Origin of the sequence: Burkholderia paludis (assembly GCF_000732615.1) — a bacterium.
GTDB classification, from domain to species: domain Bacteria; phylum Pseudomonadota; class Gammaproteobacteria; order Burkholderiales; family Burkholderiaceae; genus Burkholderia; species Burkholderia paludis.
The window spans coordinates 120612-135252 of record NZ_JPGL01000008.1 but is presented as its reverse complement, the minus strand read 5'-3'; the positions used below and the strand labels follow the sequence as shown (position 1 = coordinate 135252).

The window sequence follows — 14641 nt, the reverse complement described above, 5'->3', positions numbered from 1 at the left end:
GCCTTCGTTGACCATCTCGTCCAGCACACACGTCTACCTGCGGCAAAACATTCAGTTCGAACCGCTGATCAACGGTTGGTACGCGTGGTTTCACACGCTGCCGCCGTTGACCGCCGCGCTCAACGTGGCCGAGCGGTTCCTGCCGCTGATGCAGTCCTATGCCGCGTCGCCGATGATGCATGCGGCAGCCTGCAAGGATCCCGCGATGCGCGGTGGCCCGTTTCTCGATCTCGGCGGCAAGCGCGTCGATGAAATCCGCGCGCTGATCGAGCAGACCGCCGGTCGCGCGACCCGCCAACTGGAGCTGGCGAAGGCATACAAGACGTTCTCCACGTTGCTGCTGGAACAGGCGAAGGGGATGGCGTCGGACCCGATCTATCCCGAGATCCCGGAAGTGCTGAAAGGCTATGTCGAGATCTACTACGACCTGAATCACAACCCGTCCTTCCGGATCTTCGAGAGCTTGCTGTATGCGAGCCCGTTCTATGCGCGCGATGCCCAGAGCATCGCGCTGTCGGCGATCGAAGAGAACACGCCCCGGCCGTTCATTCTCAGCACGCCCCGGCTCGGCGACGAGCGCACGCTGTTTTGCAAGATGGCCTTCGACGATCGCGCGCTCGATGCGCTGCTCCGGATGCGCGACACGCCCGGCAGCTACGCGAAAATCGTCGACCTGATGCGCGTGGAGGAAAAGGACGAGCCGCTGTTCCGCACGTTCTTCGTCGAGGAGGCGCCCGCGCCGAAGCCGGATCGTTCGTTCGACGGCGACGACATCCGCATCCGCTATTACGGCCACGCGTGCCTGCTGGTGCAGAGCCGCGGCGTGAGCATCCTGATCGATCCGATCATCAGCTACGGCTACGACACCGCGCTGCCGCGCTATACGTTCGCGGACTTGCCCGACCAGATCGACTACGTGCTGATCACGCACAGCCATCACGATCACATCGTCCTCGAAACGCTGCTGCAGCTTCGCCACAAGGTCAAGACCGTGGTGGTCGGCAGGAATTTCGACGGGTTTCCGCAAGATCCGTCAATGGCACTGGCGCTGCGCAAGCTCGGGTTCGACGATGTGCTGGAAGTCCGGGATGCGGACGAAATCAAGGTGCCCAACGGCGTCATCACCGCCATTCCGTTCCTGGGCGAACACAACGACCTGGCGATCCAGAGCAAGCAGAGCTTCATGATCCGCTTCGGCACGCGGTCGGTGCTGTGCATCGCCGATTCGTGCAACCTGGATCCGCGCCTCTACGAGCATGTGTTCCGCCTCGCCGGCAAGCCGGACACGTTGTTCGTCGGGATGGAAACCGAGGGCGCGCCGCCGTCATGGGTCTACGGCCCGCTGTTTCCCAAGGCGCTGCCGCGCGACCTCGACCGCTCGCGCCGGGCGCGGGGCTGCCAGTTCGGCGAGGCGGCCGCGCTGGTGGACGACTTCCCGTTCAACGCGGCGTATGTCTATGCGATGGGTCAGGAGCCGTGGCTCAACCACCTCCTCGACAACACCTTCGACGAAAACTCGCCCAGCCATATCCAGTCCACCCAGTTTGTCGCGCACTGCAAGGCCAAGGGTATCGCTTCCGAAATCCTGTACGCGACGAGGGAGATCGTGCTTTGTCAGAACTGAATCTCAACGCGCTGTCGACCAGCGGGCAATACCAGGAGCACCTGGCGTTCTGGAACGAGGCGCTCGGTCGCATCGACGAAGACTTCCGTCTTCAGCAGGCATGGCAGGCGTATGCGTTGCCCGTCGGCCCCGCGCCGGCGTTGACCTTCGCGCTCGACGGCGACGCGGCGCAAACCCTGGCGAAGCTGGCCGCCGGCAACGAGCTGGGCGCGTTCGTCGTGCTGCTGGCGGCGCTGTTCCGGGTGCTCGGGCGCTACGACGGCGCGGCCAGCCTGTTCGTGGATACGCCGCGCCTGATCGCCGAAGCCGCGAACGGTTCCGCCGATTCCGTCCCGCTGCTCGACGCCGCCCAGCCCGGCCCCACGGTTCGCGCGTACCTGAACCAGGTGCGCGACAGCGTGCAGCGCAGCTATTCGTATCAGGATTTTCCGATCGCGGCCCTCGCGCACAAACTGCGCGGCGAACGGCCCGCGACCAACGTCGGCGTGCGCTTCGACGGCCTGCACGAAGCGTGGACGGCGGGGGACTACGACCTGTCGATCGAGATCCGGCATCGGGGGTGCTACGAGATCGTCCTGACGGGCCGGCCGACGGTCTTCACGCTGCATTATCTGCAGCATCTCGCGCGCCACCTGCGCAACGTCGTGGCCGGCTTCGGCGCGCTGGACGCCCCGCTCGACACGGTCTCGCTGCTCGATGACGAGGAACGTGCGCGCCTGCTTGCGCATGCGGCGCCCGTTGCGGTGGATGGCACGTTCCTCGCGCAGTTCGCGCAACGGGTCGCGGCCACGCCGGACAGCATCGCGGTGGTGAGCGCCGATGCATCGCTGACCTATGCGCAGCTGGACGACCACGCGTCCCGGCTGGCGGGCTTCCTGCTCGCGGAATACGCGATCGAGCGCGGCGACGTGGTGGGGGTGGTCGCCGACCGGTCCGAGCGCTGGATCGTCGGCATGCTCGGCGCGCTCAAGGCGGGTGCGGCATACCTGCCGCTCGACCCGGAGTTTCCGCGCGAGCGGCTGCGCTTCATGATCGAGGACGCGAAGGTCAAGGCGCTGCTGACGAACTCGGAATACCTGCCGTTGCTCGCCGATTTCTGGGCGATTCCGATGTTCGCGCTCGACTTTCAGCTCGACACGCTGGAACCCGCACCGGCGTCGGCGCAGGTCGAGGTCGCGCCGGGCGACGCGGCGTACATCATCTACACGTCCGGCTCCACGGGCGTCCCCAAGGGGGTCGTGCTCGAACATGCAGGGCTCGTGAACATGGCGCAGTCCCATGTGAACGCCTTCGGCTTCGATGCCGACGACCGGTTCGTCCAGTTCTACTCCCCGGGCTTCGACGGCTCGATCATGGAGATTTTCGTCACGCTGCTCGCGGGGGCGCGCCTGGTGCTGGCGAAGACCGCCGTGATCCGGGACGTGCCGCGTTTCGTCGACTACCTCGCGCAGCAGGGTGTCACCACCGTCAACGCGACGCCGGCCTATCTCGCATCGCTCGACTGGAACGCGCTCGGCGCCGTGAAGCGGGTCATCAGCGCGGGCGACAACGCGCGCGTGGCGGACCTGCGCGAACTGGCCCGGACCCGCGTGTGCCACAACTCGTACGGCCCGACCGAGGCCACCGTGTGCATCGCGGACTACGTGGTCGACCCGGCGATCGCCTACGGCGCCCGTCTGCCGGTCGGCCGCCCGATCCACAACACGCACCTGTACCTGCTCGACGAGCACGGGGAGCTGGCCCCCGACGGGTGTACCGGCGAGATCTGCGTGTCCGGCATCGCGCTGGCGCGCGGCTATGTCGGCCGCGACGACCTGAGCGCCGCCGCGTTCGTCGACCACCCGTTCGAAGCGGGCGAGCGCCTCTATCGCACCGGCGACCTCGGCGTCTGGCTGCCGGACGGCAACCTGGAAGTCACCGGGCGCCGCGACACGCAAGTGAAGATTCGCGGCTATCGCATCGAGATGGGCGAAATCGAAGCGGCGCTCCGGCAGCACGCCGGCGTGACCGACGCGATCGTGTACGTGCGCGAGGATACGCCGCAGCACAAGCAGCTGGTGGCCTGCGTCGCCACGGCGACGGCCAGCGTCGCCGGCCTGCGGGAACATCTGAAGGAACGCCTGCCCGAGTTCATGGTGCCGGCCTCGATCGTGACGCTCGAACGCCTGCCGCTGACACCGAACGGCAAGCCCGACCGCAAGGCGCTCGCCGCGCTGGAGCTGGCGCCCGTGCCGAGCGCCGCCGCGTACGTCGCACCGGCCAATGACGTCGAAGCGCGCCTGGGCAAGATCTGGTCCGAGGTGCTGGGCCGCGAGCCGATCGGCGTGCACGACAATTTCTTCGAACTCGGCGGCGACTCGATCCTGCTCATCCAGGTGATGTCGCTGGCCCAGCAGGTCGGCCTCAAATTCACCGCCGACCAGTTTTTCGCGCATCCGACCATTGCCGCGCTTGCCCAGGTTGCGGTGGAGGCGCCGTCGCTCCGGATTCCGCAGGAACCCGTGGTCGGCCCCGCCCCGCTGACACCGATCCAGTCGTGGTTCTTCGCGCAGGACGTGGCGGATCCGCACCACTACAACCAGTCGACCATGATCGAGGTGCCCGCATCGCTGCGGCCGGACGTGCTCGAGCACGCGCTGGCGGCGGTCGCGACCCATCACGACGCGCTGCGGCTGGGTTTCGAGCGCGTCGCCGGCGCATGGCGGCAATCGCATGCGGCGCCGCCGCTGGCGATTCCGCTCGGCGTCACGTCGCTGGCGGACGCGGCGCCCGCCGCACGGCAGGCGGCCATGCTCGCGACCGCCGGCGACATGCAGGCAAGCTTCACGTTGTCGGCGCCGCCGCTGCTGCGCGCGCACCTGTTCCAGTTCGGTCCCGACGCGCCGCAGCGCCTGCTCGTGGTCGCGCACCATCTGGTGATCGACGGCGTGTCGTGGCGCATCCTGTTCGAAGACCTGTACGCCGCGTGTCGCCAGCGCGAAGCGGGCGAAGCGGTACGGTTGCCGGCCAGGACGACGGCGTGGCGCGACTGGTCGACGCGCCTGTCCGAACTCGGTGCGAGCGCGCCCGACGGGCTGGACTACTGGCTCCAGGCCAGCGCCGACGAGCCTGCGTGCTTCGACGACATGCCGGTCGGCACCGTCGGCGAAGCCGGCACGACGGTCATCGATTTCGACGCCGGGCAGACGCTCGCGCTGTTGCAGGACGTGCCGCGCACGTTCAACACCCAGATCAACGAAGTCCTGCTGACGGCCCTGCTGCTCGCGTTCGGCGACTGGACCGGCAACGCCACGCTGGCCGTCGAGCTCGAAGGCCACGGTCGCGAGGACCTCTTCGACGGCGTCGATACGTCGCGCACGATCGGCTGGTTCACCACGCACTACCCGGTGTACCTGAATGCCGGCAACGCCACCGTGGCGGTGGATGCGTTGCGCCACGTCAAGGAGCAGCTGCGCGCGGTGCCGATGCGCGGGATCGGCTACGGCGTCGCCCGCTACCTCGGCAACGACGCCGGCATCGCGGCGGCACTGGAACGGCGGCCGCCGGCGCCGGTGCGCTTCAACTACCTCGGCCAGATCGATCGCGTGCTGGCCGACGACACGGGCTGGAAACCGGTGCTCGACTTCCAGAGTCCCGAGCACAGCCCGCGCGCACGTCGCGGCCATCTGTTCGAGATCGACGGGATGGTGTTCGACGGGCGTCTGCGCCTGACCTGGCGTTACAACCGCGAGGCCTGCCCGCCCGGCGTCATCGAGCAGCTCACGCAGTGCTACCGCAGCCGTCTGCTGTCGATCGTCGAGGCCAGCGGTGACGGCCCGCGCGGGCTGAGCCCGTCGGACTTTCCGGCCGCCCGCATCAGTCAGGAAGCGTTGGACGCACTCGTATCAAGGATCAAATCGTGACCTCCCCCGCCATCGCCGATATCTACGAGCTCTCCCCGATGCAGGAGGCGATGCTCTTTCATGCCGTGCACTCGCCCGGCGCGAGCAGCAGCTTCAACCAGCTCGGTTGCCGGATCACCGGCAGCCTCGATCCCGCGCTGTTCCAGGCCGCCTGGCAGCAGCTGATCGATCGGCACCCGGTGATGCGCACGTCGTTCCATTGGGAGGAATTCGACAAGCCCATGCAGGTCGTGCATGCGCACGCCACGCTGCCGTGGGTGCAGGACGACTGGCGCGATCTGCCGGACCACGAACAGCGCGCGCGGTGGCGCGCGCATCTCGACAGCGACCTGGCCGAAGGCTTCGCGCTCGATCGTGCGCCGCTCGTGCGCTGCCGCCTGGTGCGCATCGCCGAGCACGCGTACCTGTTCAGCTGGAGCCACCATCACATCCTGGCCGACGGCTGGTGCCTGTCGCTCGTGATCGAGGAGATCTTCGAGGCCTATCGCGCGCTCACGCAGGGCGTGCCGCCGGCGCTCCCCGCGGTGCGCCCCTATCGCGACTATATCCAGTGGCTGCAGCAGCGCGAGCCGCAAGCCGCGCAGCAATACTGGGCGCGCTATCTCGAAGGTTTTCACTCGCCGACCCCGCTGCCCACGGCCGCGCGCGCGGACGCGGGCGAGCGCTTCGGCGAAGGCCTCGCGCAAGTGCAGGCCGACCTGTCGGCCGACCTGAGCGCGCGCCTGCGGCAATTTGCGGCCCGCCATCACGTCACCCTCAATACCCTCGCGCAAGCGGCCTGGGCGCTCGTGCTGTCGCGTTACAGCGGGGAGACCGACGTGGTGTTCGGCGCCGTCGTGTCCGGACGGGGCGCCAACCTGCCGGGGATCGAATCCATGCTCGGCCTGTTCATCAATACGGTGCCGGTGCGGGTGCGGGTCGACCCCAGGCAGCCGCTGGTGCCGTGGCTGAAGATGATCCAGGCGCGCGTGGCCGCCCGCGCGCCGTTCGAGCACACCCCGTTGCCCGACATTCAGCGCTGCAGCGAAGTGCCGCTGACGACGCCGCTGTTCGAGAGCAACATCACGTTCATGAATTACCCGCTGGACGCGTCGCTGACGCACGGCGCGCACGGGCTGGCGGTCGACGAGGTGCAACTCTACAACCGCGCCGACATCCCGCTCGAATTCGTGGTGACGGCACGCGACGACTGGAAGATGGAACTGTCGTTCGATCCGCGGCGCTTCGATGAAGACACGATGCAGCGCATGCTGGGCCACGTGGCCGCGACGCTCGATGCCTTCGCGGCCGATCCGAACCGGCTGCTCGGACGCCTGCCGATCCTGCCCGAGGCCGAACGCCGGCTACTGCTGGACACCTTCAACGACACCGCCGTGCCGTTCGACGCCGCGCTCACCGTGGTGCATCGTCTGGAACAGGCCGCCGCCGCGCACCCCGGGCGGGCGGCGGTCGAGTACCGCGACAGCGTCCTGAGCATCGGTGAACTGAACGCCCGCGCCAACCGACTCGCGCACCGCCTGCTGGCCGCCGCCGAGCTGGGGCCGGACGCGCTGGTCGCGATCTGCATGCACCGGTCGGCCCGCCTGATGGAGGCGATCCTCGCCGTCTGGAAGTGCGGCGCCGCCTATATTCCGATCGACCCCAACTATCCGGCGGCGCGCATCCGCACCATTCTCGAGGATTCCGGCGCCGCCCTCGTGCTGACCTGCGACGGCCTGTTGCCGGCCGAGCTGGCCTCGCTCGCGCCGGTCGTGTCGCTCGACGACGCCACCGGGATCGACGACGACACCAACCCGGGCCGCCCCGTGTCGCCCGACAGCCTCGCCTACGTGATCTACACGTCCGGTTCCACCGGAAAGCCGAAAGGGGCGATGGTCGAGCACGCCGGCATGCTGAATCACATGCTCGCCGAGATCGACGAATTTTCGATTTCGGCTTCGTCGGTGATCGCGCAAACCGCGCCGCATTGCTTCGACATCTCGGTCTGGCAATTTTTCACGGCGCCGCTCGCCGGCGGCAAGACCGTGATCGTCGACGACGAATGCATTCGCGACCCGGCGGCCTTCATCGCGACCCTGGACGCCACCCGGGTCAGCATCCTCGAACTGGTGCCGTCCTATCTGTCCGCCGTGCTCGACCGCGCGTCGGAACGGCCGGCGCTGATGCGGCACCTGCGGCACCTGCTCGTCACCGGCGAGATGGTCAGCCCGGCCCTGGTGAAACAGTGGTTCGACGTGTTCCCGGACATCGCGCTGGTGAACGCCTACGGCCCGGCGGAAGCCTCCGACGACGTCGCGCAGCACCGCATGACGTGCGCGCCCGCCACGCCTTACGTCCCGGTGGGCAAGCCGATCCGCAACGTACGCCTCTACGTCGTCGACCCGCAGATGAACCTGTGCCCGATCGGGATTCCCGGCGAACTGTGCGTGTCCGGCATCGCCGTCGGCCGAGGCTACCTGAACAACGAAGCCGCAACGCGGGAGGCTTTCGTCGAGGATCCGTTCATTCCGCAGCGCGGTGTCCGCATGTACCGCACCCGCGACATCGGCTGCTATCTCCCCGACGGAACGATCGCGCTCCACGGCCGCAAGGACCACCAGCTGAAGATCCGCGGCTACCGCATCGAGCTCGGGGAGATCGACAACGCGCTGGCCGCCATTCCGGAAATCCGCCAGGCGGCCGCACTCGACTATCGCGACGACGCCGGCCGCGCCGCGCTATGCGCATATGTCGCGTTCCGCGACGGCGCGTCGCTGAGCGATGCCGCGATCGCCGCCGCGTTGTCCGCCACGTTGCCGGATTACATGGTGCCCGCCATCTACGTGGTGCTCGAGGCGCTGCCGCTGAGCGGCAACGGCAAGATCGACCGCAAGGCGCTGCCGCCGCTCGACCGGTCGCGGCTGTCGGCGGCGGCACACGCACCGGCACCGCCCCGCACGCCCACCGAGACGCTGCTGTGCCGCATCTGGGGAGAAGCGCTGGGCATTCCGGCGCCCGGCATCCACGACAACCTGTTCGCGCTGGGCGGCGACTCGATTCTCAGCATGCGCATCGTGTCGCTGGCCGCCAGGGCGGGCCTGAAGCTCACCACCCGGCTGATCTTCCAGCATCCGACGGTTGCCGAGCTCGCCGCCGTGGCGACGCGCGGCACGGTCGGCGCGGCGGAGTTCGTCGCATCGTCCGGCCCGCTGCCGCTGACGCCGATCCAGACGCGTTTCTTCGCGCAGCATCGGAACGATGCGGACCAGTACAACCAGGCGGTCCTGCTCGACGTGCCGGCGGATTTCGATCCGGCCTTGCTGCGCCAGGCGTTGCGGCACACGGTCAAATGGCACGATGCGCTGCGACTGCGCTTTCGCGCGGGCGAGTCCGGCTGGATCCAGGCGGTCGTCGACGATCCGGAGGTGTCCGTCGGCGTGTTCGACCTTCCGCGCGAGCGGCTCGCGCAGCACGTCGCGCAGTCGCATGCGAGCCTGAACCTGTCGGACGGCCCCGTCGTGCGAGCGGACCTGTTCCGGCTCGACGAAGGCCGTTCGCTTCGTCTGCTGCTGGTTGCGCATCATCTGGTCGTCGACGGCGTGTCGTGGGGCGCGCTGCTCGAAACCCTGTACGACGCCTATACCCGCCTGCGCAACGGCAAGGCGCCCGAATTCGCGGGCGGCAGCGCGACGTGGACCGCCTGGACCCGGGCGATCTCGCGCTGGGCCGGCTCGGGCGCCGCCGACGCCGATCTCGTCCATTGGCGGGCCCTGGCGCGCGCCGACCTGCCCGGCCTGCCGCTCGATCGCGCCGCGCCGGCCGACGCCAATACCGTGTCGTCCGCCGAAACGATCGTGGTCGAACTGGGCGAAGCCGCGACGACGGCCTTGCTGGGCGCCGCGCCCCGGGCCTACGACGCGCAGATCAACGACCTGCTGCTTGCCGCGCTCGCGCGTGCCGTCAGCGACTGGAGCGGATGCGCCGACGTCCTGCTGGATCTCGAGGCGCACGGGCGCGAAGAACTGTTCGACGACCTCGACATCTCGCGCACGGTGGGCTGGTTTACGTCCGTGTTCCCGGTCGCGCTGACGGTCGATCCGGGCCCGCACGATCCGGCTCGCCTGGTTGCGTCGGTCAAGACGCAACTGCGCGCCGTGCCGAACGCGGGCATCAGCCATGGCCTGCTGCAAGACCGGCTCGACGGTCCGGCGCCGCGGCCGCAACTGCTGTTCAACTACCTGGGCCAGACCGACCAGCTGTTCGCCGCCGCGCGCGACTGGAAACCGGCGACGGAGCCGAGCGGGGACGGCCGCCATCCGAACCAGCGGCGCGAACACCTGCTCGACATCAACGCCTACGTGAGCGGCGACCGCCTGCACGTTGCGTGGGAATTCAGCCGGGCCTGCCACGACGCCGCCACCATCCGGCGCGTCGCGCAAGCGTATCTCGCGGCGCTCGAATCCCTGGTCGCCGCCCCTGCCGTCCCGTCCGCATCGACCCGGCCCGCGACCGGCCCGGCGCAGGCGCCGGCCTCGGTCATGCCGGACGGGATCGCCGACGTCTACGCGCTGACGCCGACCCAGCAGGGCATGTTGTTCCACGGGCTGTACGAACCCGCGTCGGATGCGTACTTCAGCAGCCTGAATTTCCGTATCGACGGCGCGCTAGACGTCGAACGGTTCCGCCGCGCGTGGGATGCCGTGGCGCAGCGGCACGACATCTTGCGAACGTCGTTTCACTGGGAAGACCTCGACAGCCCCGTGCAGGTCGTGCATCGCCATATCGACTTGCCGTGGCACGAGGAAGATCTGCGTGCGGCGGACGCCGCGGAGGCCGAACGGCGTCGGCAGACCTACGACGCGCAGGACCGGGCACGCGGCTTCGACTTCACCCGGGCGCCGCTGATGCGCGTCGCGCTGTTCCGCCTGGGCGATCACGCATGGTGCTTCCACTGGAGCCATCACCACATCCTGCTCGACGGGTGGAGCTCCGCCCGTCTGCTGGGCGAAGTGGCCGCCGCCTATCAGGCGCTGCCGGCCGACGGTGCGCCGCGGCAGGACGCGCCGCCGGCCTTCGCCGAGTACGTGCGCTGGCTGGCGCGCCAGGACGCAGCCGCGGCGGAACGCTTCTGGAAGACGAAGCTGGCGGATTTCCCGGCGACGACGCCGCTCGTGCTGGGACGCCCGGAACTCGACGGCACGGCCGCGCCGGGCGCCTATGTCGAGGTGCCGCTGCGGCTCTCCGAAAGCGACACGCAACGGCTCGTCGCCTTCGCGCAAACCCGTGGCCTCACCCTCAACACGCTCGTGCAGGGTGCGTGGGCCCAGCTGCTGGGCCGCTACAGCGGCGAAGCCGACGTCGTGTTCGGCACGATCGTTTCCGGTCGCCCGGCCTCGCTGCCGGCGTCGGACGAGATGGTCGGGCTGTTCATCAACACGCTGCCGGTGCGGGTTCGCATCGACGCGCGCCCCACGTCCGCGTGGCTCGCGCAGTTGCAGATCGAGCTCGCCCGGCAGGAGGAATATGCGCACTATCCGCTGGCCGACATCCAGAAATTCGCGGGCCTGCCGCCCGGCGTGCCGCTCTTCGAAAGCCTGCTCATCTTCCAGAACTATCCGGTCGAGGAAGCGCTGGCCGACGGGCTGCCCGGCCTGCGGATCGGCGAATTCCAGGTCGCCGATCCGAACAACTACCCGCTGACGCTGGTCGTGACGCCGGGCAAGCGCCTGTCGCTGCAGGTGCTGTACGACGACGGCCGGTTCGATCGCGAAACGATCGTCCGCCTGTTGGGTCACGTCGAAACGCTGCTCGTCGGCCTCGCCGGCGACGAAGATCGCCCGAACCGCGGCGTTGCGCTCCTCACCGCCGCGGAGCGGGACGCCATCGTGCTCGGCTGGAACGATACGTTCGCGCCGGTTCCGTCCGACCGGACGCTGCCCGAACTGATCGAAGCCGTCGCCGCCGCGCACCCCGAGCGCATTGCCGTCCGCTGCGGCACGGAGGTCCGCACCTATCGCGACCTCGTCGAAGGCGCCAACCGGATCGCCGGTCATCTGCTGCACGTCGCGCCGATCCAGCCGGACGACCGGATCGCCGTCTGGATGCCGCGCTCGCCGCTGATGCTGGAAACGATCCTGGCCATCTGGAAGTGCGGCGCGGCGTACGTTCCCGTCGATCCGGCCTATCCGGCCCAGCGGGTCGAGACCCTCCTGACGCTGGCCCGGCCGGCCATCATCGTCGCGACGGACGGCATGCCGCCGCCGGCGCTCGCGGCGATCCCGCGGGTCGATCCCGCGCGCCTGCCCGCGCATCGTGGCGCCGGCGCGCCGGCGCCGCGTTGCCGGCCCGCGGACCTCGCCTACGTGATCTTCACGTCGGGGTCGACCGGCCAGCCGAAAGGCGCGATGGTCGAGCATCGCGGCATGCTCAATCACGTGCTCGCGATGGCGCGCAGGGTCGGGCTCGGCGCGCAGAGCGCGGTTGCACAGACCGCTTCGCACTGCTCCGACATTTCGGTGTGGCAGTGCTTCGCGGCACTGGTGTCGGGCGGCACGACGGTGATCTATCCCGATGCCGACGTTCTCGAGCCCGCGCGCCTGATCGACGCGCTTCACCGCGACCGCATCACGGCGATGCAATTCGTGCCGTCCTATCTGGCGACCTTTCTCGGTGAGCTGGAACGGCACCCGGCGCCGGCTTTCCCGCACCTCGACACGCTGCTGACGATCGGCGAAACCCTGCAGCCGGCCTCCGCGCACGCGTGGTTCCGCCTGAATCCGGCGGTCCGGCTCGTCAACACGTACGGGCCGACCGAAGCGTCGGATTCCGTCGCGCATTTCAGCATGGAACGCGCGCCGGATCTGCCGGCGATTCCGATCGGCCGCCCCATCGAGAACCTGCGCCTCTACGTCGTCGACGCCGACATGAATCCGTGCCCGGCCGGCGTCAAAGGCGAGATCTGCATCGGGGGAGCGGGCGTCGGGCGCGGCTACCTGTTCGACGAAGCACGCACCCGGGCGGTGTTCCGCGACGATCCGTTCAGTCCGGAACCGGGCGCGCGCCTGTATCGCACCGGCGACATCGGCTGCTTCGGGGCCGACGGCACGCTCCACTTCTTCGGCCGCCGCGACTTCCAGGTCAAGATCCGCGGCTATCGCATCGAGCTCGGGGAAATCGAAGCCGCGCTGACGGGGCTCGCAGGCATCTCCAACGCCGTCGTGGTCGCCCGGCAGGCGTCGGGCTCGGACATGACCCTGTGCGGCTACGCGTCGGGCACCGGCTGGACGCCCCGACGCCTGCGCGACGCACTGCGCGACACGCTGCCGGCGCATATGGTGCCCGACACCGTAATGCTGTTGCCGGCGTTGCCCGTCATGCCGAACGGCAAGATCAACCGCGCCGCGCTGCCGCTCCCGGATGCCGCGTCCGTGCCCGACGGCGCGCCGGCCGACCCGCAGACGCCCGTCGAGGCCGCGCTGCTGCGCATCTTCGCCGAGGTGCTCGGCCGTCGGCCGAGCGGCGTCGACGACGACTTCTTCGAGCATGGCGGCCAAAGCCTGAAAGCGATCCAGATGGTCAGCCGGATCCGGCGTGAACTGCAACTGAACGTTGCAGTCGCCGATATCTTCCAGGCGCCGTCGCCGCGCGCACTCGCGCGGAAGCTGGCATCCCGCCCCGCCGATCGCCTCGATGTCGATGCGCCCATCCCGGCGCTTGCGGTGCAACCGTCCTACGCGGTGTCCCGTGCCCAGAAGCGGATCTGGCTCGCGAGCCGCAGCGCGGATCCGTCCACGTACAACATGGCAGGCGCGCTGCAGCTGGACGGCGCCGTCGACACGGCGCGCCTCGTCCGTGCGTTCGACGCGCTGGTCGATCGCCATGAGAGCCTGCGCACCGTGTTTGCGATGATCGAAGGCGAGCTGCGGCAACGCATCCTCACCCGCGAGGCATCCGGATTCCGGGTCGAGCACATGGATCTCGCGGACGATGCTGCGCTGCAGGCCATCGATGCGCTGATTCGCGAGGAAAGCGGGCAGCCGTTCGATCTCGCGTCGGGGCCGCTCTTGCGCGTCAAGCTGGTCCGGCTCGCGCCGACGGCGCACCTGCTGCTGTTGAACATGCACCACGTGATATCGGATGCGTGGTCGATCCGCGTGCTGACCGACGACCTGCAAGCCCTGTATGCGGGACACGACCTGCCGCCGCTGTCGATCCAGTATCGCGACTACGCCGCGTGGCACAACGCGAGCCTCGAAGGTCCGCACGCCGCCGCGCAGCGCGCGTACTGGCTCGCGCAACTCGCGGCGCCGTTGCCCCGCCTGCAACTGGCGTCCGACTTCCCGCGTCCCGAGCGGCCCGGTCATGCCGGACAGACGCTCGAAGTCGAACTGCCGGAGCCGCAGGCGACGGGCCTCGCGGCACTGGCCCGCGCGCACCATACGTCGCTCTACACGGTGCTCCTCGCGTCGTTCTGCGTGCTGATGCACCGCTACACGGGGCGCGAGGACATCGTCATCGGCAGCGTGTCGGCCGGGCGCGACAGCGAGCAGCTCGAATCGCAGATCGGGGTGTTCCTCAACACCCTCGTGCTCCGCGTCCCGGTGCAGAAGTCCGCAACCGTCGAAGCGGTGATCGACGCGGTGGCAAAAGCCTCCACGGACGCGCTGGCGCATGCGTCCTATCCGTTCGATGCCCTGCTGGACGACCTGAAGATTCGCACCCCGGCCGGCCACTTCCCGATCTTCGACATTCAGGCGAACGCCATTTCGATGCCCGCGCCGCAGTCGGATCTGCGCATCACGGACCGCTCGCAGGCGGACACCACGGCCAAGTTCGACCTGTCGTTCCAGGTCGTGGAAAGCGATGGCCGGCACCGCATTCAGTTGATCTACAACGCCAACCTGTTCCGCCCCGCGACCATCGCCGCGATGCGCGATCGACTGCTCGCGATCCAGGACGTCTTCTGCCGCGATCCGGCCATGCCGGTCGATCGCATCCCGCTGTCCGGCAATGCGCCCGCCGCCAGCCCGCGCGTGCGGGTCGGCCTGCGCCTGAAGCGGGCGCCCGACGTCACGGTCGATGACGTGCTCGAGGAGAAGTCGTGATGCCGGCCGGAGTGCGAACGGCGGGCGCCATG

3 protein-coding genes are annotated in these 14641 nt (G+C 68.9%); all 3 read left to right on the top strand.

Annotated features, from left to right (window positions below):
* Window positions 1–7 precede the first annotated feature (7 nt).
* The 3 genes from GQ56_RS0105655 to GQ56_RS0105645 are packed head-to-tail and all read left to right on the top strand — an operon-like array spanning window position 8 to window position 14609.
* The gene (locus GQ56_RS0105655; RefSeq protein ID WP_031397722.1) at window positions 8–1624 is read left to right on the top strand and encodes an MBL fold metallo-hydrolase; all 1617 of its coding nucleotides are present in this window, start codon (window positions 8–10) and stop codon (window positions 1622–1624) included.
* Complete coding sequence (locus GQ56_RS0105650; RefSeq protein ID WP_031397721.1) at window positions 1612–5526, top strand: non-ribosomal peptide synthetase; 3915 nt, start codon at window positions 1612–1614, stop codon at window positions 5524–5526. Before GQ56_RS0105655 ends, GQ56_RS0105650 begins: the two co-directional genes overlap by 13 nt.
* Window positions 5523–14609: a non-ribosomal peptide synthetase gene (locus tag GQ56_RS0105645; RefSeq protein WP_075122869.1), complete on the top strand. Its 9087-nt coding sequence runs from the start codon at window positions 5523–5525 to the stop codon at window positions 14607–14609. The genes GQ56_RS0105650 and GQ56_RS0105645 overlap by 4 nt, the downstream gene beginning before the upstream one ends.
* Window positions 14610–14641 lie beyond the last annotated feature (32 nt).